Origin of the sequence: Halomonas rhizosphaerae (genome assembly GCF_030012485.1) — a bacterium.
GTDB lineage: Bacteria > Pseudomonadota > Gammaproteobacteria > Pseudomonadales > Halomonadaceae > Halomonas > Halomonas rhizosphaerae.
This window is the reverse complement of the sequence record NZ_JASCQQ010000009.1, coordinates 89,590-109,649: the sequence shown is the minus strand read 5'-3', so window position 1 is coordinate 109,649 and position 20,060 is coordinate 89,590. Positions and strand designations below refer to the sequence as shown.

General features: G+C 68.6%; 19 protein-coding genes and 1 pseudogene. 6 read left to right on the top strand and 14 right to left on the bottom strand.

Annotation, left to right across the window (positions count from 1 at the left end):
* Positions 1-74 precede the first annotated feature (74 nt).
* Positions 75-1,226 carry a YncE family protein gene (locus tag QLQ86_RS04650; RefSeq protein WP_282816128.1) on the top strand — a complete coding sequence of 384 codons (1,152 nt, stop codon included), beginning with the start codon at positions 75-77 and terminating at the stop codon, positions 1,224-1,226.
* A 439-nt stretch (positions 1,227-1,665) separates the two neighbouring features.
* Here the strand turns inward: QLQ86_RS04650 and QLQ86_RS04645 are convergent, their stop codons facing one another.
* Entirely contained in the window at positions 1,666-2,646 is a 981-nt protein-coding gene (locus QLQ86_RS04645) for an AraC family transcriptional regulator (RefSeq protein ID WP_282816050.1), read from the bottom strand.
* 136 nt (positions 2,647-2,782) lie between these two features.
* Positions 2,783-3,051, bottom strand: a pseudogene (locus tag QLQ86_RS04640) (transposase); the annotation flags it as partial.
* Between the two features lie 277 nt (positions 3,052-3,328).
* Here QLQ86_RS04640 and QLQ86_RS04635 point away from each other — a divergent pair.
* Together QLQ86_RS04635 and QLQ86_RS04630 are read left to right on the top strand one after the other, a co-directional pair.
* Positions 3,329-4,699, top strand: coding sequence for a tetratricopeptide repeat protein (locus tag QLQ86_RS04635; protein ID WP_282816049.1), 1,371 nt, complete (start codon positions 3,329-3,331; stop codon positions 4,697-4,699).
* Between the two features lie 101 nt (positions 4,700-4,800).
* Positions 4,801-5,706 (top strand): cation diffusion facilitator family transporter, encoded by a 906-nt coding sequence (locus QLQ86_RS04630; RefSeq protein ID WP_282816048.1) that lies wholly within the window; start codon positions 4,801-4,803, stop codon positions 5,704-5,706.
* Positions 5,707-5,749: 43 nt separating this feature from the next.
* Here the strand turns inward: QLQ86_RS04630 and QLQ86_RS04625 are convergent, their stop codons facing one another.
* From QLQ86_RS04625 to QLQ86_RS04600, 6 genes are all read right to left on the bottom strand, one after another.
* Positions 5,750-7,408, bottom strand: coding sequence for an MBL fold metallo-hydrolase (locus QLQ86_RS04625; protein WP_282816047.1), 1,659 nt, complete (start codon positions 7,406-7,408; stop codon positions 5,750-5,752).
* Positions 7,408-7,854, bottom strand: coding sequence for a PaaI family thioesterase (locus tag QLQ86_RS04620; RefSeq protein ID WP_282816046.1), 447 nt, complete (start codon positions 7,852-7,854; stop codon positions 7,408-7,410). The genes QLQ86_RS04625 and QLQ86_RS04620 overlap by 1 nt, the downstream gene beginning before the upstream one ends.
* Before the next feature lie 142 nt (positions 7,855-7,996).
* Positions 7,997-8,350, bottom strand: a complete 354-nt coding sequence (locus tag QLQ86_RS04615) for a DUF1428 domain-containing protein (protein ID WP_282816045.1) — start codon at positions 8,348-8,350, stop codon at positions 7,997-7,999.
* Positions 8,347-8,721: a YciI family protein gene (locus tag QLQ86_RS04610; protein ID WP_282736285.1), complete on the bottom strand. Its 375-nt coding sequence runs from the start codon at positions 8,719-8,721 to the stop codon at positions 8,347-8,349. The genes QLQ86_RS04615 and QLQ86_RS04610 overlap by 4 nt, the downstream gene beginning before the upstream one ends.
* A complete protein-coding gene (locus tag QLQ86_RS04605) occupies positions 8,718-8,963 on the bottom strand; it encodes a hypothetical protein (RefSeq protein WP_282816044.1) in 246 nt (81 codons plus the stop codon). Before QLQ86_RS04605 ends, QLQ86_RS04610 begins: the two co-directional genes overlap by 4 nt.
* Before the next feature lie 77 nt (positions 8,964-9,040).
* On the bottom strand, positions 9,041-10,270 hold the full coding sequence (locus QLQ86_RS04600) for an RNA polymerase sigma factor (protein WP_282816043.1): 1,230 nt from the start codon (positions 10,268-10,270) through the stop codon (positions 9,041-9,043).
* Positions 10,271-10,495: 225 nt separating this feature from the next.
* Between QLQ86_RS04600 and QLQ86_RS04595 the strand changes: the two genes are divergently transcribed.
* A complete protein-coding gene (locus QLQ86_RS04595) occupies positions 10,496-10,912 on the top strand; it encodes a RidA family protein (protein ID WP_282816042.1) in 417 nt (138 codons plus the stop codon).
* 15 nt (positions 10,913-10,927) lie between these two features.
* Here QLQ86_RS04595 and QLQ86_RS04590 read toward each other — a convergent pair whose 3' ends face one another.
* Positions 10,928-11,950, bottom strand: a complete 1,023-nt coding sequence (locus QLQ86_RS04590) for a GlxA family transcriptional regulator (RefSeq protein WP_282816041.1) — start codon at positions 11,948-11,950, stop codon at positions 10,928-10,930.
* 108 nt (positions 11,951-12,058) lie between these two features.
* Here QLQ86_RS04590 and QLQ86_RS04585 point away from each other — a divergent pair, with 108 nt between their 5' ends.
* Positions 12,059-13,144 carry a class I SAM-dependent methyltransferase gene (locus QLQ86_RS04585; RefSeq protein WP_282816040.1) on the top strand — a complete coding sequence of 362 codons (1,086 nt, stop codon included), beginning with the start codon at positions 12,059-12,061 and terminating at the stop codon, positions 13,142-13,144.
* A 105-nt stretch (positions 13,145-13,249) separates the two neighbouring features.
* Here QLQ86_RS04585 and QLQ86_RS04580 read toward each other — a convergent pair whose 3' ends face one another.
* From QLQ86_RS04580 to QLQ86_RS04560, 5 genes are all read right to left on the bottom strand, one after another.
* Complete coding sequence (locus QLQ86_RS04580) at positions 13,250-15,001, bottom strand: mechanosensitive ion channel family protein (protein WP_282816039.1); 1,752 nt, start codon at positions 14,999-15,001, stop codon at positions 13,250-13,252.
* Positions 15,002-15,046: 45 nt separating this feature from the next.
* Positions 15,047-16,102, bottom strand: coding sequence for a L,D-transpeptidase family protein (locus tag QLQ86_RS04575; protein WP_407650044.1), 1,056 nt, complete (start codon positions 16,100-16,102; stop codon positions 15,047-15,049).
* 132 nt (positions 16,103-16,234) lie between these two features.
* Positions 16,235-17,245 carry a serine hydrolase gene (locus QLQ86_RS04570; RefSeq protein WP_282816038.1) on the bottom strand — a complete coding sequence of 337 codons (1,011 nt, stop codon included), beginning with the start codon at positions 17,243-17,245 and terminating at the stop codon, positions 16,235-16,237.
* Positions 17,242-18,378, bottom strand: coding sequence for a heparan-alpha-glucosaminide N-acetyltransferase domain-containing protein (locus QLQ86_RS04565; RefSeq protein WP_282816037.1), 1,137 nt, complete (start codon positions 18,376-18,378; stop codon positions 17,242-17,244). The genes QLQ86_RS04570 and QLQ86_RS04565 overlap by 4 nt, the downstream gene beginning before the upstream one ends.
* Positions 18,378-18,737 carry a hypothetical protein gene (locus QLQ86_RS04560; RefSeq protein WP_282816036.1) on the bottom strand — a complete coding sequence of 120 codons (360 nt, stop codon included), beginning with the start codon at positions 18,735-18,737 and terminating at the stop codon, positions 18,378-18,380. Before QLQ86_RS04560 ends, QLQ86_RS04565 begins: the two co-directional genes overlap by 1 nt.
* A 162-nt stretch (positions 18,738-18,899) precedes the next feature.
* Between QLQ86_RS04560 and QLQ86_RS04555 the strand changes: the two genes are divergently transcribed.
* Complete coding sequence (locus tag QLQ86_RS04555; RefSeq protein ID WP_282816035.1) at positions 18,900-20,054, top strand: ChaN family lipoprotein; 1,155 nt, start codon at positions 18,900-18,902, stop codon at positions 20,052-20,054.
* Positions 20,055-20,060 lie beyond the last annotated feature (6 nt).

The following is a 20,060-nucleotide window of genomic DNA, read 5'->3' as shown; positions in this document are numbered from 1 at the left end:
GAGCGCTTCCCGAGCGGCGCCACGCGCATCGTGCGGCACTGATCCCACCACCTTACCGATCCAGGAGAAACTTCATGCAACGCTACAAGACCACTCTTCTTGCCGCCATGACCAGCGTCCTCACCCTCGCGGCGGGCGGCGCGGCGGCCGAGCAGACCGCCCTCGTCCTTTACGAAACGAAAGGTGCCGATCAAAGCGACCGACAGGAAGGCATCGCCTTCGTCGAACTCGACACAAACGAGCCCGACTACGGCCAGATCCTCGCCCAGATCCCGTTACCGCCAGAATTCCACTCGCACCACATCTTCTACAACCCGGCGCGGGACAAGGCCTACGTCACCTCGCTCGCGACGCACGAGTTGCGGGTCTTCGACGTTAGCAAGTTTCCCTACCGGTGGAACTCGGTGGAGGTCGCGGATTGCGAGGTGGGCGAGGACGTCTCGTTCTCCGAGGCGCAGAGCAAGTGGTACCTCACCTGCATGGGCTCGTCGGTGGTCATCGTCGGGGATGCCGAAACGGACGAGGTACTGGAAACTGTCGCGATGCCCGCGCCTTGGCCGCACGGGATCGCGACGAACGACGCGATCGACCGGCAACTGGTGACCAGTACTGCCAACCCCTCCGACCCGAATGAATGGGGCGAGGAAATCGTCGTCCTGCAACACAGCAACGGCGAAATTCTGTCGACCCACAAGACGTCGAACGCGCCGTCGCCTTCGGGCGCAGGGCCGGTCGAGGCATTTTTCGTGCCAGGCGTCGAGCCGCCGCTGGCCTACATCACCAACATGGAGGGCAGCCTGTGGCTCGCCGAGTGGCAGACGGAGACCGAAGAATTTACCTTCCGCGAGGAGTTCCGATTCGACGAGGTGGGCCAAGGCATGACACTCGAGGTCTACTTCAATGCCGAGGGTGACCGGGCCTATGTGACGTCGGCAATGCCCGGGCATCTCAACGCCTTCGACATCACGAATCCTCGGGCGCCCGAGCATCTGTGGGCAACAGAGGCCGCGGGCGGCGCACACCACCTGGTGTTCTCGCACGACGGCAGCCGGGCCTATGTGCAGAACAGCCTGCTCAACATCGAAGGCATGAACGATGGCTCGATCTCGGTCATCGACCTCGAGACCGGCGAGAAGATCGACAGCATCGACACGTTCAAGGACGCGGGACTCACGATCAACACCATCGCACTGACCCCCGAGGCCGAGGACTTCCACAGCCACTAAGACAGACGGTGACGGCGGAAATATACGCCGTCACCGCTCGCCTGAACGTGCGATATCCAATAAGAGATGAGGCAGTGGTCGCGCCGACGAAGCGACGACGCGGCTCTGGGTCGTCGAAGCTGGGGAAGGTGGTCGCTACACGTCGGCGATCTTGTTGGTGAATCTGGCGATTTGCACGGCCACCGGATCAACGTGCTCCGCCTCGATCCGATCCGCGCGGGCGTGCCTGCGCGCTTTCCCTGGACCGTCGAAAGGGACGGCATACCGGTGACTGGCCGGAGCCCCTTCCTCGGTGCTCCCTTGCACCTGGCCGGGGTCAAGGACGATCTGAGCCAATGTCCGCACGAGCACGGCAACAGAGTTCTGGTTATGCGGTTCTCCGTCTGGGTCCAGCAGCCCGAAGCCGCATCCTTAATCAGTACTGATCACCGCCGACCGCCTAACGATCCCTTTCCGAGCGCCAGATGCCGGGGGAAAGGCCCGTGGCGCGGCGGAAGGCACGGCTGAAGGAAGCGTCGGATTCGTAGCCGACGGCTTCGGAGATGTTGTAGATAGGCGTGTCGGTGTCGGCCAGCAGGCCGGCCGCGATCTGCATGCGCCAGCTGGTGAGATAGCTCATCGGCGGTACGCCGAGCGTCTCCTTGAATGTCGACGCAAGCACGGTGCGCGACACGCCACTGGCCCGCGCCAGCGACGACAGCGTCCAGGCCCGCGCCGGGTTGTCATGGAGCAGCGCGATGGCACGGGCGACATGCGGGATGCGCAGCGCCGCGAGCCAGCCGCGGGCGTCCTGCGGCAGGCGTTCGGCATGAATGCGTACAGCCTCGATGAAGATCAGCTCGCTCAAGCGTGACAGCACGTTGCGGCCGCCGTCCCGACTGTCCCGACCCTCGGTCGCGGCGGCCCGGATCAGGCTGGCGAGCCATCCGTCCCTTTCAGAATACCCGTCCGTGATGACCAGCATGCTCGGCAGCGAGTTCAACAAGGGATTGAACGGCAGCACATCACAGCCGAGAAAGCCACAGATCAGGCGGACCGTCTCGGGACCATCGCCATTCCGTGTCAGCATGAGCGGCTTGATGTCCTCGGGCGGGGGCTCGTCGAAGATGGCCGGGTCGAACGGCGCCCTGAGGCCCGGCTCGCTCGAGAGCACGTGCGGCAGCCCCTGCGGAAAGACGATCACGCTTCCTGCTGTCAAGCGGACCGGTTCGGCATCGCCGTCGAGCAATCTTGCCCAGCACACACCGTTCGCGACCACGTGATAGTTGATGACGTGCTGCGCGCGCGGCATGATCAGTGCCTTCAACTCGCGGGAGGGCGGCGCCTCGGCGACCCAAGGCGCACATCCCTCTACGTCGAAGAAGAGCGCACCTGACAGGTGCACCTCCTTCAACACGTCCGACAGGATGTCCGCAGCCATTCCAATTCCTTCGAATATTCGTCTGTGAAACTAAAGGAAACCGGCTTCTGATGTGATTACTAGGGCCGGGGCTCAGAACCAGAACATGACGGTTGCTGCGATGCAGATGGCGAAGAGAAGCAGTTGGCCACACCTGTCGTAGCGAGTTGAGATGCGTGCTGTCGATCATGATCGTGTTGCCGTCGGCCCCCGGTTGCGTCGGCGTAACGCAGATACGCGCGAGCACGCCCATCCGCGACCAACGGACGAACTGGTTGTAGAGCGTCTTGGGCGGCGCATGGACGGAAGGCGCATCCTTCCACCCTAACCCTTCTTCTCAATATAGATTATCCCTCTCGGCACAGGCCGGTCATCGATCCGTGGCTTGCCTCTGGGCTTGGAAAAGTACGGCCGCAATCGCTCCATCCGCTCGTCGGTCAATCAAAAACTCCCGCGCCTCTCGCCCCCTCTGTTCGGGAGCTCGAATCAAGCAGCCCGCCCAGCCTCAAGCGGATTTATGGGGCCCGATCCTCAAGTCCTGCGACGGGACACTGCGCATCTGGACGATCAGCCATGACACCAGGACGGGCGGCCGTGGGGCGGGAGCGGATAGCGCCATAGGATAAGGATGCCATCGGCGCTGATTCGCGCGTCGAGGCGAACCCGACACGCGCCGAGGTGGCGCTCACCTATGGAGAAGACCATGTTGACCGACTGGAGAGGCTTGCCGGTAACGGCGAGCGGAGACGCCACTGTCGAGGCCATCGACACCTTCGTCGAGGGGTTGCTCGGCTACGAGAACAGGGCAGCAGTCATCGTCGCCGCGGCCGACGCCGACGGAGAGAGTACGCTGGCCAACGCCTACGCCGCCATGTTCAGCATGTTTCTGGAAAGCCGTGAAGCGCCGGGGATGGCCGCAGGCTATATCGCCCGGGCCGAGGCCGCGGCGAAACACGCGACCGCGCGCGAGCGACTGGTGCTGGACGCGGTCCGGGCCTGGGCCGAAGGAGACATACCTCGAGCAATCGCTGTCGGCGAGGAGTTGGCCGCCAGCCACCCGCGCGAGATCGCGACGGCGAAGACCACGCAGTACCACTACTTCAATCTCGGCGACGCGGCGGGGATGCTGCGGATCTCGGAGAAGATCGGCGCGATGAACGACGACCTCTCCTATGCCCATGGCATGGCCGCCTTCGCCTACGAGCAGGCGCACCTGCTGGAAGACGCCGAAGCAGCCGCCCGCCACGCGATCAAGCTCAAGCGCAAGGAGCCGTGGGCCCACCACGCGCTGTCCCACGTCTTCCTGGCGCAGGGCCGCACCAGCGAGGCGCGCGGCTTCCTGGAAGACGTCAAGGAGACCTGGACCGATCTGAACTCGTTCATGTTCAGCCATAACTGGTGGCACATGGCGCTGGTGATGATCGACCAGGGCGACAGCGAGGCGATCCTTGGCTTCTACGACCGCAATATCTGGGGCATCTGGAAGGAATACTCGCAGGATCAGGTCGGCGCGGTATCACTTCTGGCGCGGCTCGAACTCGTCGGCATGGACGTCGGCGATCGCTGGTCCGATCTCGGGCAGTACTTGAAGGCACGCGTCGACGATCACGTGCAGCCGTTCCTGAGCGCACAGTATCTCTACGGTCTCGCCCGCGCCGGCCTTCCCGAGGCGGACGCGATGATGGCCAGTGTCCGCGCGCATGCCGCAACGGCGCCTGCTTTCATCCAGCCGGTCTGGACGGAGGTCGCGGTGCCCCTGTGCGAGGCGCTTCTTGCCCATGCTCGCGGCGATGTCGAAACCACGGTGCGCAGGCTCGGACCGGGCCTGCCGCGTCTGGTCGAGATCGGCGGAAGCCACGCGCAGCGTGACCTGTTCGAGCAGATCTGGCTTGACGCGCTGATCCGGACCAACCGTCTGGGGGCCGCGCAGCGCATCCTCGAACAGCGCCGCGAAGCAAGTCCGGAAGCCAAGCCCACCTACGGCAAACTCGCGCTGATCTACGACCGGCTCGACCTGCCGACCGAGGCCGGGCGAATGATGGTCCGCGCCCGCGCCGCCGCGCTCATGCACTGAGGTCGTCAGGCATCTCGCTATGGGAGGCACGTACGGTGAAGTTTCTCTCGATGAAAGGGCTCGGCTAGTATGGGGAATCCCTGATACACCGAGCCCTGTCTATGCAAGCCACCCTCGAGCAGCGCGCGCTGAAGCTCTCCATCCTCGTGACCCTGGGGGTCTCCAGCCTGGGGGTCACCTTCGGCCTGCTGGCCGGCTCGCAGTCGATCCTCTTCGACGGCGTCTTCTCCACCATCGATGCCGCCATGTCGGGGCTGGCGCTGCTGGTGGCGCGGCTCGCCGTGCGCGAGGCCAGCGAGCGCTTCCAGCATGGCTACTGGCACCTGGAGCCGCTGGTCGCGGCGCTCAACGGCAGCATCCTGATGCTGCTCTGCTTCTATGCCTTCCTCACCGCCCTGCTCGACCTGCGCGAGGGCGGCCGCGAGCTCTCCTTCGACCTGGCGATCGGCTATGCGGTGGTGGTGGCCATCGTCTGCTTCGCCATGACCGCCTACCAGCGGCGCATCAATCGCACGGCGGACTCCGAGTTCGTGCGCATCGACATGCAGGGCTGGCTGATGGCGGCGCTGATCACCACCTCGCTGCTGGTGGCCTTCATCATCGCCCGCTTCCTGCAGGGCACCCCCTGGGCGCACCTCACCCCCTACGTGGACTCGGTGCTGCTGATGGTGCTGACGGCCAGCTTCATGCCGGTGCCCATCGGCATCGTGCGGCGTGCCATGAAGGAGGTGCTGCTGATCGCGCCGAGCGAGATCGACCGCGAGGTGCATGTGGCCATGGCGCCGGTGATGGCGCGCGAGGGTCTGCTGCGCTACTACAGCCACGTGGCCAAGGCCGGCCGCGGCCACTACATCGAGATCCATATCGTCACCACGCCCGAGTACGGTCAGGGCCAGGGCATCGTCGTGCTCGACGAGATCCGCGAAGAGATCAGCGCCGGGCTGAGCCCGCCGCCGGAGCGGCGCTGGTTCACCGTGGCCTTTACCGCCGACGAGCGCTGGGCCTAGGCCAGGTGACTCGCCCTGAAGGCCATCCGGGCGAGGGCGGTCCTCACTCCTCCCGCGAGATCCACTGCCCCGCCTGCTGCACGGCGCGACCCTCGGCCTCCAGCTTGAGCAGGTGGGCCAGCGCCGAGCGCGCCGCCACCCCCAGCTTCTCCGCCGGCACGTCGTCGTAGGCGTGGCGCGTCAGCGCCTCGAGGCTTGCCGGGGCGTGGCATGCCAGGGCCCGGCGCACCTTGTGCTCCCGGGCCATGCGATGGGTGACCAGGAAGTCGATGGCGGCGTGGGCCTCGCCGATCAGGAAGCCGTGGCCCGGGGCGATGGTACCGAAGGGCTCCTCGCCCAGGGCCTGCAGGGCGGCCAGGTAGGCGGCCATGTCGCCGTCCGGCGGGTTGATCACCACCGTGGAGCCCTGCATCACCTGGTCGCCGGCGAACAGCAGCCGCCTGGGCTCCAGCAAGTAGCAGAGGTGGTTGGAGGCGTGCCCCGGCGTATGCAGCACCTTGAGCGTGCCGGCGGGCGTTTCGAGGCGCTCGCCGTGGGCCGGCCGGTGGTCGGGCGCGAAGCCAGCGTCCTGGCTGACCCCGGGCGGCGGCGGCAGGCCCACCAGCCGGGCGCCGGTGCGCGCCTTGAGCCAGGCCGCCCCCGGGGAGTGGTCGATATGGGTATGGGTCACCAGCACCCGGGAGATCTTCCCGGCGGCCAGCGCCAGCAGCCGCTCCAGGTGGGCCGGATCCGCGGGGCCGGGGTCGATCACCAGATGGTCATCGCCATCGCCCAGCAGGTAGCTGTTGGTGCCGGGGCCGGTCATCGCGCCCGGGTTGGACGCGGTGACCCGGGTAACCCCCGGGGCCAGTTCGACAGGCCGGCCGGGCTCGATCTCGGCGCTGGCCGTGCCCCGCCGCTGCGGGTCCAGGCGGCACACCTCCGCATAGGCCGGGGCATCCGGCTCCACCAGCCAGGCGACCCCGCCCTTGCGGGCCGGCCAGGAGCGGCTGGGGCGCGACATCGGCGGGTTGGCGTGGGCATGGCGCAGCAGCGCCTCGGCGGTAGCGAAGTCGGCAAGCAGGCGCAGGGTGCGCAGGGTGGGATAGCCCAGCGCCATCCGCCCGTGGCGATGCGCTGCCAGGGCCGCGGCGGGGGTCAGCCAGGCGTGGGCGATGGTCTCGCTGCCGTCGTGCGCCGCCTGCTGGCCGGGCGGCGCCAGGGCCACGAAGAAGCGCGTGTCGAAGCGCCGCGCTGCGCCCCGGGGCGTGACCCAGTGGCCCAGGTAGGCCAGCCGGTCCAGCGGCAGGCCGAGGCCATACTGCTCGCACAGCGCGCTGAAGCTCGTCTCCTCGCGCCGCAGCGCCTCGCGCCCCTCGCTCAGCACCGGGTGGTCCCCCGGCGGCAGGCGCCCCTGGCCGTCCACGGCCAGCAGCAGGCCCGCCTCCTCGAGGCACTCGCGGAGTGCCGCGATCATGTAGTCGGCCCCGCCCTCGTCGAGGCTCAGGGTCTGGCTGATGGCGGCATCGCCGCGACCGGAGGTGAAGGCCCGCACGTCCGGGTCCTGGGGGTCCACGGCCCCGCCGGGGAAGACGAAGTTGCCGGGCAGGAAGGCGGCCTGCCGGGTGCGCTGCAGCAGCAGCACCTCCAGCCCCCGGGCGCCGTCGCGCACCAGGGCGAGGGTCGCGGCGGGACGGATCTCGACCATCTGCTCCCCCGCCATCAGCGCGGCCTGACCACCGCCAGGGTCACCGTGGCCTTGGCCACCAGGGTGGCGCCCTCCTCGCCGGTGTAGACCTCGGACTCGGCGACGATCAGGGTGCGCCCGGGCTTGAGCACCCGCCCCACGCAGCGCAGTTCACGCCCGCGGGCCGAGCGCAGCAGGTTGATCTTGAACTCGGCGGTGAGCACGATCGCGCCGGCCGGGATCAGGGAGGCACCCGCGGCGCCGGCGGTGTGGTCGGCGAGGGTGGCCAGCACGCCGGCATGCACGAAGCCATCCTGCTGCTGGTGGTCCTCGCGTACCGCCAGACGCGTCACGCACCGGCCCGGGGCGATCTCATCGGCCTCGACGCCGAGCGCGCGGATGAAGGGCGCCGCCTGGAGGATACGCTCCACCTCGGTGCGGTAGTCGGGGTTGGCCGGCGGGAAGTCGGGGGCCTGGGGCATCACGGGGTCCTAGTGGTGATTGGCTTGGCCACCAGCAATACCATGCCCGAGGCGCCCGTCCCATTGGCCGATGGCAGGGGGCAGCCCCGACGCTCTCGTCCGAACGGCCGGCCTGTCCCCCCACCCCGCCATGCATTCTGCTCTATTCGTCCACCACCACGTCGAAACCACCGTAGATCAGCCGTTTGCCGTCGAAGGGCATGGGGTTCGCCTCGGGCTGCAGGCGCGGGTCCTCCATGACCTTGGCCATCCCCCGGTCGCGCACCTCGCGGGAGGGCCAGGTGATCCAGGAGAAGATCACGGTCTCGTCCGGCTGGCACTTCACCGCCATGGGGAAGGAGGTGACCTTCCCCTCCGGCACGTCGTCTCCCCAGCACTCCACCATCGAGAGGGCGCCGTGCTCCTTGAACACCACGGCGGCGTCGCGGGCGTGCCGGATATATCTCTCGCGGTTGGCGGTGGGGACCGCGGCAACGAATCCATCGACATAGGTCATGAGGGGTCTCCCGTATCTCTTGGGGGCAGTTCCCGCACCGGGCGCACCTCGATGGTGCCGAACCGGGCGGGGGGAATGCGGCTGGCGAGCTGCAGGGCCTCGTTGAGGTCGCGGGCGTCCAGCAGGTAGAAGCCGGCCAGCTGCTCCTTGGTCTCGGCAAAGGGGCCGTCGGAGATCAGCACCTCGCCATCGCGCACCCGCACGCTGGCAGCGCACTCCACCGGCTGCAGGGCCTGGCCGGCGAGGTAGTGTCCCTGATCGGTCAGGCGCTCCACCCCGGCCAGGCACTCCTGGTTGAGGTCGTGCCATTCCTGCTCGTTCATGGCCTGGATGAGGCGCTCCTGGTAGTAGACCAGTGCGGCGTATTTCATGGTTGGCTCTCCTTGTCGCTCATCGGACATTGGCCGGTCCGGCAGCCGATCATCCAGGGGACACCGAAGCGGTCGGTGAGCATGCCGAACCCCTGCGCCCAGAAGGTGGCGCCGAAGGGCATGATGACCCCGGCCTCGAGCAGCCGGTTGTTGTCGTCGGCCATGGCCTCTAGCACGCCCTGGGCGGGCAGCTCGCCGGCCTCGGTGGCCGAGTCGGCCTTGCGCATCAGCATGTAGCGCATGAGTTCCACCTCCGTTGGCTGGTTGCCTCCCTGAGTCGTGCGACGGCCGTTCGGATCGACATCACCGCGCGATTTTTTTATCGCGACGAGGTGGTCAGTTCGGCCAGCCGGCGTTGCAGGAAGCGGCGTTCCGGCTGCTGGGAAGTCAGCGCCAGGGCCCGCTCATAGGCGAGCCGGGCCTCCCGAGAGTGGCCGGCACGGCGATGCAGGTCGGCCCGGGCGGCATGGAAGAGGTGGTAGTTGACGATCGCCTTGTGGGCTTCCAGCGCCTCCAGCAGGCGCAGGCCTGCCTCCGGACCGTCGCGCATGGCCACCGCCGCCGCCCGGTTGAGGGCGATCACCGGCGAGGGCTGCTGGCGATACAGCGCCTCGTAGAGCATCACGATCCGTCGCCAGTCGGTCGCCTCGGCGCTGGATGCGCGGACATGCTCGGCGGCGATCGAGGCCTGCAGCGTGTAGGGGCCAGTGGGCGTCAGCGCCAGCGCCTGGCCGAGATGCGCCATGCCATCGCGGATACGTAGCCGGTCCCAGCGGCCACGGTCCTGCTCCTCCAGGGGGACCAGTTCCCCGTCCGGGCCCTGGCGGGCGTCGCGCCGGGCGTCATGGAGCCACATCAGCGCCAGCAGGCCGTACACCTCCCCCTCGGGCAGCAGTCGCACCAGCGCCCCCGCCAGTTCCATGGCCTCGGCCGAGAGGCTGACGTCGACCAGGGCATCGCCGGCACTCTGCGAGTACCCCTCGTTGAACACCAGGTAGATTACCCGCAGGACAGCGGGCAGGCGCCCCGGCAGGGCCCTGGCATCCGGCACCTCGTAGGGTATGCCGGCGTCGCGGATCCGGCGCTTGGCCCGCACGATGCGCTGGGCCAGGGTGGCAGGCCTTTGCAGCAGCGCCCTGGCCACCTGCTCGGTGGTCAGCCCGCACATCTCGCGCAGGGTCAGGGCCACCCGCTCATCCAGGGCCAGGCCGGGATGACAGCAGGTGAAGAGCAGCCTCAGCGGGTCGTGCTGGATGCTGCGCTCGTCGAGGCTCGCCGCCGGTTCATCGGGCGCCCCGAGGTGGGCATGCCGGCGGGAGGTCTGGCGGCGGCGAATCTGGTCGATGCCGCGCCGCTGGCCGGTGCGGATCAGCCAGGCGGCGGGATGCTCGGGTACGCCCTGCGACGGCCACTGCTGCACGGCTGCCATGAAGGCCTCCTGGAGCCCCTCCTCCGCCAGCTCGAAGTCGCCGAGCAGGCGAATCAGCGTCGCCAGCACCCGGCGCGAGTGCTGCCGATAGAGCAGCTCGATGGTGGCATCGTGATTCATGACGCTGGCAGGCTCGGCCGGAATCTTCCAGGAAAGCTTAGCCGCGGGGCGGGAAAACGCCGACTTCCGAGCGGCGCAAGTTCAGCGTGTGCTTCACCACGGGTGGCCGCGGCGCATTGCGCACCGGGAAGGGAACTGGCATGAAAACCGTTCAGGGATGGAAAACCGTGTACGCCTGGACGACGCTTCACGAGATGCCGATCCACCTGCCCCGAGGGCTCCACCATGCCGCAATACCACAACGATGCCACCCTGCCCCTGCCACTCTTCCCCGGCAGCCATATGGTGATCGACGACGACTACGTCTTCCTCTCGGGGCTGACCGCCGAGGATATCCAGGGCGGCGAGACGGTGATCGGCGACATGGCCGAGGAGACCCGCCTGGTGATGCGCAGCCTCCAGCGCATGCTGGCCTCGGCCGGCTGCGACATGGCGGACGTGGTGCGGGTCGACGTGCACATCACCGACCTCGACATGATCCGCGACATGGACGCCGCCTACGCCGAGTTCTTCGACGCCCATCGCTACCCGGCACGCACCTGCACCCAGTCGCCCCGCCTCTACGGCGGCGCCCACGTGGAGGTCACCGTGATGGCGCGCCGCCCCGCCGGGCGCAAGGAGACCCCGGCCTCGGGCGCCTGAAGAGCGGCACGTGAGTCACTGCAGGGTCAGGCGCAGGCCGCGGAAGCGCCGGCGATACGCCCGCGGGGTGAGCCCCACGCGCCGGCCGAACAGCCGCCGGAAGAAGCTCGGGTCGGCATAGCCCACCTGCTCGGCCACCGCCTCGATGGGCTCGTCGCCGCTCTCCAGGATCTGCTTGGCCTCCTCGAGGCGCAGGGTATGCACGTAGTCCATGGGCGTCATGCCGGTGGCGGCCTTGAAGCGGCGCTTGAAGGAGCGCTCGGTCAGTCCGCTGCGGCGGACCATGCCGGCCACCGGCGAGTGGGTATCATAGTGCAGCGCGACCCATACCTGGGCCTCGCCGATCAGGGCATCCTCCACCTGTCGGGCGGCGGTCAGGGCCGCGTAGGGCTGCTGGCCCTCGTGGTGCCAGTCGATCAGGAAGATACGCGCCAGGTGCATCGCTTCGTCCACCCCCACCAGTCGCGCCACCAGGAACAGCGCCAGGTCGATCCAGGTGGTGCCACCGCCGGCCATGATCAGGCGCCCGCCCTCGCCGCTGACCACCAGGGCGCGATGGGCATGCACGCATACCTCCGGATGCTGGCGGGACAGGGCATCGCAGTAGGCCCAGTGGGTGGTGGCATCCTGCCCGGCGAGCAGCCCCGACTCGGCGAGCAGCAGCGAGCCGGTGCAGGCCGCGGCCAGCAGTGCCCCGCGTCCATGGCAGTCCAGCAGCCAGGCCAGTTCCGGGTCGTAGTGCCCCTCCAGTACGGCGCCGGGCACCACCAGCAGATCGGGAATGCAGACGGCCGTCGGCGCCTTGCAGTCGGCCAGCGATGCATCCGGCTCGATCCAGGCCCCGTTGCGGGTGCGAAAGCCGCGTCCGTCACGGGAGACGATCAGCGGTTGCAGCAGCGGCGTCCCGGTACGACCGTGCATCAGCAGCTCCCAGTCGCGGCCGGCCGACCCGAACAGGTCAAACATGCCATACAGGGTGCTGGCGGTGGTCTCGGGCGCCGCCAGGATGGCGACTTGCGTGGCGGTTACCGTGGTCATGGCAGAAAACACCCCTTTGCGGCGCAATCCCCTTTCGTTCCGATGCCGATCCGGCCGTAGGGTTCTCCTGCACGCCCTCCACAATCCCAGAACAACAGGAGAACCATCATGTGCAACGTCCATACCCTTCCCGCCACCGAGGCCGACAGCGGCGCCTTCGAGGACCGGCTGGTCAATGCCCTCAACGAGAGCGGGCTGATGCTGCTCACCGCCATCGGCCACCGCACCGGGCTCTTCGAGACCCTGGCCGGCCAGCCGCCCCTCACCAGCCTGCAGTTGGCCGAGCGCGCCGGCCTCGACGAGCGCTACGTGCGCGAATGGCTCGGCGGCATGGTCGCCGGCGGTGTGATCGATACCGAGCCAACCGCCGGCACCTATCGCCTCCCCGACGTCCATGCCGATCTGCTCACCGACCGGGGCCCGGCCAACCTCGCCGTCTATGCTCAGTTTATCTCGCTGCTGGGCAGCGTGGAGGATGACGTGGTCCGCTGCTTCCGCGAGGGCGGTGGCGTGCCCTACTCCCGCTATCCGCGCTTCCAGGAGGTGATGGCCAGCGACAGCGGCCAGACCGTGCTGCCGGCACTGTTCGACGCCATCCTGCCGCTGGCACCGGGCCTGGTCGAGCGGCTCGAGGCCGGCATCCGGGTGCTGGACTGCGCCTGCGGCCGCGGCCGTGCCCTGCTGGCCATGGCCGAGCGCTTCCCGGCCAGCCGCTTCGTCGGCTACGACCTCTCCGAGCAGGCCATCGCCTGGGCACGGGAACAGGCGCGAGCGGCCGGGCTCGACAACCTGGCCTTCGAGGTGCGTGACCTGAGCGACTTCGATGTCACCGCCGAGCCCGGCGCCTTCGATCTGGTGACCACCTTCGACGGCATCCACGACCAGGCCCAACCGCGCCGCCTGCTCGCGGGTATCCACCGCAGCCTGGCGCCGGACGGGGTCTACCTGGTGCAGGACATCCATGCCTCGAGCCACCACCACCTGGACCGCGACCACCCGCTGGGGACGATGCTCTATGCCGTCTCAGTGAGCCACTGCATGACGGTCTCGCTGTCCCAGGGCGGCGAGGGGCTCGGCACCATGTGGGGACGCGAACGGGCGCTGGCCTACCTGGAGGAGGCAGGCTTCCGCGACATCCGGGTCCATCAGCTGGAGCACGACATCCAGAACGACTACTTCGTCTGCCGGCCATGACGAGGCGTCAAGACAGGTGACAGCAAGAGGGCCGTCCGGCGCCTGCCGGACGGCCCTCTTGCTGTCACGGGAGGTGCGATCGCCAAGGATTGGTGCGCCACCGGCCTACTCCGGGGATGACGGCTCGTCGCCGGTGGCTGACGATTCGTCGACCTCCTGCACCGTGGCGGGCCGCCGGAGCCGCCGCTTCGCCGGGGTGTCGCCTCGGGCGATGTCGTGATGGCTGAGCACCACCACCTCCCTGGGCCACCATTCGGGATGATGGTCGCGGATGAAGGCCAGCAGCTTCTCCCGGACCCTCGCCTCCGCTTCCCAGGCGCCCATGGCCTCGGGACCCATCAGGTAGAAGGAGATCTCCTGCGTGGCCTCGTGCTGCCCCGTCACGTAACACGACAGCTTGTGGTGCTCGATGACCTGTTCCTCGGCCATCGCGAACTCCTTGAACTTCTCCCTGAGGGTTGCCACATCGGCGCTGAGATGGAGGGTCAGCACGATGGTCCGGTAGAGCTTGGCATGCTTCGAGGAGAGGTTCTCGTAGGGCTTGGAGACGAAGTACCTCACCGGTACGATCAGACGCCGCTCGTCCCAGGTCCTCAGGCGGATGTAGGTATAGTAGATGGCTTCCACGTAACTCCAGTGGCCCTCGAAGACCACCAGGTCGCCGATGCGGATCGCCTTGGTCAGGGATATCTGGAAGGAGGCCAGGATGTTGCCGAGCACGGCCTGGCCCGCGACCCCCACCAATACCGTCAGGACACTGGCCGAGGCCAGCAGGGTCATGCCGAGGGACTCGAAGATGCTGACCTGGGCGATCACGAAGACGGCCACGCCCAGCACGGTGACCAGGATCACGGCACGACGCAGCGCATAGAGGGTAGTCAGCAGATTGCGTTCGTCGCGGTGCCTGGTGTCGTCGATCTCGCCCACAAACCGTCGAGACATCCGGATCAGGAAGGCGTCCACGAGCCTCACCGCAATCAGACCGACGCCCCAGGCCATGATGATGATCAGCACCACCTGCAAGGGGGCGGTGACCACGCCCGAGAAGGAGACCACATAGTCGAGCAGCCACTGTGCGAGCAGGGCCATGACAATGAACGCCATTGGCAGCCGGATCATCTGGGCAAAGACGCTGGGGAGTCCCGGGGGCAGGCGGCTCGCCAGCAGGCCCATCAGCCCATGGACGGTCCATCCTACGGCACCGGTGATGAACAGGAAGACCGGGATGGCGACCCACTCCCATATCTTCAGCATGCCGATGGAACTCTGGAAGCGCTCCGGGATATGGCCCTCCAGCCAGGAGGGGCCATATTTTTCGTATAGATCGGGGATCGCAGTGAGCGTCTCTGGGGCAATCAGCCAGACAGCGTCCTGCTCTCCCACTCGGTAACGGGAAACGCGGAGCATATAGCTCTGGTCATCGACCTCCAGGGTGGCCAGCTCCACGTCGCGCCGTGGCTCGCCGGCGCGAGATTCCTCCCCGGAAGAGCCCTCGACCATGGCATTCTTGCGCGCAGAAAGGCCGGAGAGGTTGATCCACTCTCCTCGCTGAAGGACGGCGGCGAGCTGCCTGGCCAGAATGGCACCTCGCTCGGCCTGCTCCTCTAGAGTCAGGTCGTTGAGATTGAGGAGATGGGCCGCGACTGCATAGTCTTCCTCTTCGGTCAGCTCCATGAAACTGCGTACCGCATCCCGCGGCGTCTCGCGCTGAACCTCTTCAGGCGGCTCGCCGAGGCCGGCATTCACCGCATCGACGGTGTACCAGCGGGTCTCCTCGTCATCCTCCTCCTGGGCCGCCCCCAGGCAGGAGACGGCCAGCAGCACCACCAGCAAGAACCAAGCGAGCGGGGTCTTCATAAGCGTCCTTCACGGGTTGTCGGAAACTCCCTGTTCCGGTCGTCGTCACCCCTCCTGGCGCGTCTCCAGCTGGCGGTGCCAGGGCCGCATCGCCAGGATCTCGTCGAACCACTGCAGCGACTCGGGCTCGATGGCCTCCTCCGCCAGCGGTGCCAGCGCCACCGGCTGCCAGCTGCTGGCCTCCAGCGACTCACGCAGCCGGGCATAGTCCACCGGGATGTCGGCCGCGGCCTCGTTCGCCTGCAGCTGGCCCAGCGCCTCCAGCAGGTCGCCCATGCCGTTCTCCTGTTCCTCGAGCGGCTTGAACGACTGCACGTAGAGGCGCTCGCCTTCCTGGCCCACCTTCACCGGCATGTCGATGATGTTGACCCGCTCGCCGACCTCGATGCGCGAGAAGAGCGCCTCGATGGTCTCCGGCATCATGCGGATGCAGCCGCGACTGGCACGCATGCCGATGCCGTCCGGACGATTGGTGCCGTGGATCAGGTAGCCCGGGATGTCGAGCATGATGGCGTGCTGGCCCAGCGGGTTGTCCGGGCCGGGCGGCACCACTTCGGGCGGGGGCTCGCCGTTCTCCCTGGCTTCCTGGCGGACCGACTCGGGCGGGTACCAGGCCGGGTCCTTGAGCTTCATGGTGGTCTTGGTCACGCCCAGCGGGGTGTTGAAGCCCTCACGGCCGATGCCGATGGGGTAGGTCTCCACCCGCGGCGTCTCGCCTTCGGCAGTGTCAGGATAGTAGTAGAGACGCAGCTCGGACACGTTGATCACCACCCCCTCGCGTTGCGCCGGCGGCAGGATATAACGCGCCGGGACCACCACCTCGGTGCCCGGGTCAGGGGCCCAGAGGCTAACCTCCGGGTTGGCGTTGCGGATCTCCTCATAGCCGACGTTGTGCTCACGGGCGATGTCGAGCAGCGTCTGCCCCTCGCTCGTCTCGACGGTATAGACCTCGCCGACCATGTTGCCCGTCTCCGGCAGCGGGTAGTGGCCGCGGGGCCACTCCTTCTCGGCCATGGCCGTCACCGGCAGGAGCAGCAGCGCGAGGGACAGGGCCAGGGGGCGGCAGCGCCTGGCCACGGGGGGGGTCACGGAAGCGTTCATGGTGTTCATGGACTCGAGGATGTCGTCGGGGGAAAGGGGGTTGCTTTGAGAACAGTGTTTCATGGCACCCGCGTCACGGCAACCGGGGGCGAGGCAGGCCCGCCACCCGCAAGCCGCGAGAGGAGCACCTGCTCACCACTCCTCGCGCAGGACCCGACCGACATCGCGCAGTGTGCGCTCGGCCAACGCCACGTCCGCCACCCCGCGGACACAGGCGACCACCACCAGCCGGTGCTCTTCGGTGTCGGCGATGCCTGCATCGCAGGCCCGGCGTCGCTTGGTCCCGGTCTTGTGGGCGAAGGGGATGGCCGGTCCGAAGCCGGCCTTGAGGCGTCGCTCCCCGCTGCGGGTCCGTGCCATCACGCGAAGCAGCCGCTCGGTGGCCTCGGGACCCAGCGCCTGCCCCTCGGCGAGCGCGGCCAGCAGCTCGGCGAAGCCATCCAGCCGGCCGCTGTTCAGTGCTCCGCCATAGTAGGCGTCGAAGGCGGCATCCAGGGAAGGCAGCCGCCAGGCCGAGCGCGGCACCCCGAGACGGCGAGACAGCCAGTCGAGCCGCGCCTGGTCGGAATCCCGCTTCTGCAGCTCGATGAAGTCGAGTCCGTCCAGGGCGAAGGCCTCGTGGTGCAACTGCGCGTAGACATGCCGACGCACGTCCACCAGGGTGGTGATCGGGCCCAGTCCCTCGGGCACCAGGGCCCGGGCCCGCGTATTGATCGCGGGGAGGCCGAGGTGACGGATCAGCATGTCCGTGGCGGTGTTGTCGCTGACCGTCAGCATCGCCTCGAGCAGCGTCTCGAGCGACAGCCGGGCGCCGGGCGGCGCCCAGTTGGTGGGGCCGGCGCCATCCACGTAGTCGCTCTCGGCCAGCGTCAGCCGCTCGTCGAGGGACAGCGCCCCCGCCTCCACCCGGGCCATCAGCTCGATGGCCACCGGCACCTTGACCAGGGAGGCCAGGTACCAGGGCTCCTCGTCCCGCCAGCCCCGGGTCCGTCCGCTGCCGAGCTCCCGGATGTGCACGCCCAACTCGCCGGGAAAGCCGGCCTCCAGCGCCGCCAGGCGCGACTCGAGGGGCGCCGCGGCCCCCGGCGCCCCCCACAGCGAGAACAACGCCGCCCCGACCAGGCGAGTGAGCCAGCGCCTCATGATCGCGCCCTGATCCAGCGGGTCAGGGCGATCCAGGCCGCGGTGGCCGGCACCAGCGCCAGGCCGATGCCGAGCACCTGGGGATAGCCGTAGACCTGCCAGGCCTCGAGCAGCAGGCGGAAGACCCCGAAGATCACCACGATATGGAAGATGAAGGCCGCGAGGGCATCCGAACCGACGACCGTGATCGGGCGCAGCCAGGCCGCGGCACGCGCCCCCCCTGTCAGGCAGAGGGCGAGCACCAGCAGCGCCCCGCCGAGGCTGAAGAGCATGAAAGCGAGCGCCGGCGGGTGCTTGCCCGCGTTGCGGGCCACCGCCATCAGCGCCTCGTCGAGACCGGGGAGCGAGACCCCCACGAACCCCAGCAGCATGGCCGCGCCAACCCCGGCCAGGGCTGGCACCAGGCGCCGGCGCAGCGCGTTGCCCTCGCGGCAGCGTAGCACCCCCTCGCCGATCAGCAGGCCGAGCATCACCAGCGGCAGCCGCGAGAGCTGCCCCCAGGTGTAGTGGTCGTCGTGCTCGACGAGGATCGCCTTGAGCGGTTCGATGCCCCAGAAGTCGAAGTGGCGCTCCAGCCAGCCGGCCAGCAGCGCCACCGCCAGCGGGGCGACCAGCCGCGCCCAGAGCGGCATCCTGCGCCACAGGGGCAGCACCCAGGGGAGCCACAGCAGGGCGATGGCATAGAACCCCAGGATCTCCACCCAGATGGGGAAGCGCTGGTAGAGCAGGGTGTCGAGGATGTCCTGCGGGCCGTAGAGCGGCAGCATCTCGACGACGGTCAGCACCTTGTACCAGAACAGCACCTCGACCCCGCGCAGCATCAGCTTCAGGCGCCGCCTGGGCCAGTCGGACGCGTCGGTCTTCGGCAGGAAGGCCACCGCCAGGGCGATGCCGAACACCATGATGAACAGCGACGAGGAAAACTTGGTGAGCAGGTGGATCGGCACCATGCCCCACTCCGGGACCTGACCGATGCCCAGCAGCCCGCTCACCGCATGGCTGACGATCATCAGGGCGATGGCGACGCCCCGGGCCAGGTCGATCGCCTCGATGCGTCCCTGCCCCGCCGGGAGGGAGGGGCACTCCCCCAGACGGACCTGGATCGCCCGCCGCGTTCCGTTCCCTTCTGGCATCACTCGCCCTCCAGCCGCTCGACGCTCTCCAGCGTCAGCCGTCGTCCCTCTCGAGGCGAGAAACGGAAGTGACCCTCGACCCGCACGGCCTCACCCAGGTGGGGGGCGATCCGCTCATGGGGAAATATCTCGACCCGGTTGAGGTCCTCGTCCTCGATCCAGTAGTGCAGCGGGTCCTCGAAGTGGCGCACCACGCCCCGGGTGGCGACCCGGCTGTCGTCATGGGCCGCGGGGTTGTTGGCCAGCACCGGCAGGGGCACCTCGGTGGGCGGCGCCTCCCCGCCACAGCCCGTGAGCAGCAGCCCGGCAAGCAGCGTCGCCGCCAGGCCAGCGGCGCTTCTGCGGTACGGTCTCGTCATGTCTCCCCCGCTGGTCGATGGTCGTCCGCCATGGACGACGCCGGCGCCAGTATCGCCGAAGCGCCGCGGCCCCGTCACCGCCAGGGGTATCTCGCCAGGGTTCTTTTCGCCCACGGGGCCTCGGGGTAGGCTGGGCGGATGCTGATCCACCGAGAACCGCCGATGTCGCGATCCCGCTCCTTCCCCGTCCGCTCCCTCTGCGTCGGAACCGCCCTGGCCTGGCTGGCGCCGCTCGCCGCCCTGGCCGATGACTGCCCTGTCCCTGGCCAATGGCAGGTCGCCGGCGGCGAGACGCTGACCACCGCCGGACTGATGGCGGAACTCGCCGGGACCGACGTTGTGCTGCTTGGCGAGCAGCATGACCGCCTCGACCACCACCGCTGGCAGCTCCACACCCTGGCCGCCCTGCATGCCCATCGCCCGGAGATGGTGATCGGCCTGGAGATGCTGCCTCGCGAGGCCCAGCCGGCGCTGGACGCCTGGGTGGCCGGCGAGCTCGACGAGGCGGCCTTCCTCGAGCAGAGCGACTGGCGCCGGGCCTGGGGCTTCGACCCCGACCTCTATCTGCCGATCCTCCACTTCGCACGCATGCAGCGGATCCCGCTGCTGGCGCTCAACGTCACCCCCGAGCTGCGTGGCCGCCTGGCCAGCGAAGGGTGGGCAGCGGTGCCCGAGCAGGAGCGCTTCGGCATCACGCCGCCGGCCCCGGCCCAGCCCGCCTACCGCGCGTCGCTGGCGGCGATCTACGCCGAGCATGCCGACCGCGACCAGGACCCGGCGGACCTCGAGCGCTTCATCGCGGCCCAGCTGGTCTGGGACCGTGCCATGGCCTCCGCCCTGGTCGATGCCGCCGCGGACGGCCCTCTGGTGGCAGGGCTGTTGGGCGAGGGCCACCTGGCCGACGGCGACGGCGTGCCCTACCAGCTCGACGACCTGGGCCTGGGCAACCACCGCAGCCTGCTCCCCTGGACGCCGGGCCCCGACTGCCAGCTGCCTGCGGCGAAGACTGATGCCCGCTATGTGCTGGGCGACGAGTCCGCCTTCCAGCCGCCCGACCCGCCGCGGCTGGGCGTGCTGATCGGCGAGCACGCGGATGGCGTGCTCGTCCAGGGCATCGCGCCCGAGAGCGTGGCCGAGGCGGCCGGCCTTGCCGAGGGGGACGTCATCGTCAGCGCCGCCGGGCTGCCCATGGCGGTACCCGCCGACCTGACCGCCGTGATTGGCCGCCAGGCCCCCGGCACCCTGCTGCCGCTGGAGATTCGTCGCGACGGCGAGCGCCAGGAGGTGCTGGCGCGCTTCCCGCCCGCCGCAAGCTGAGCGCCC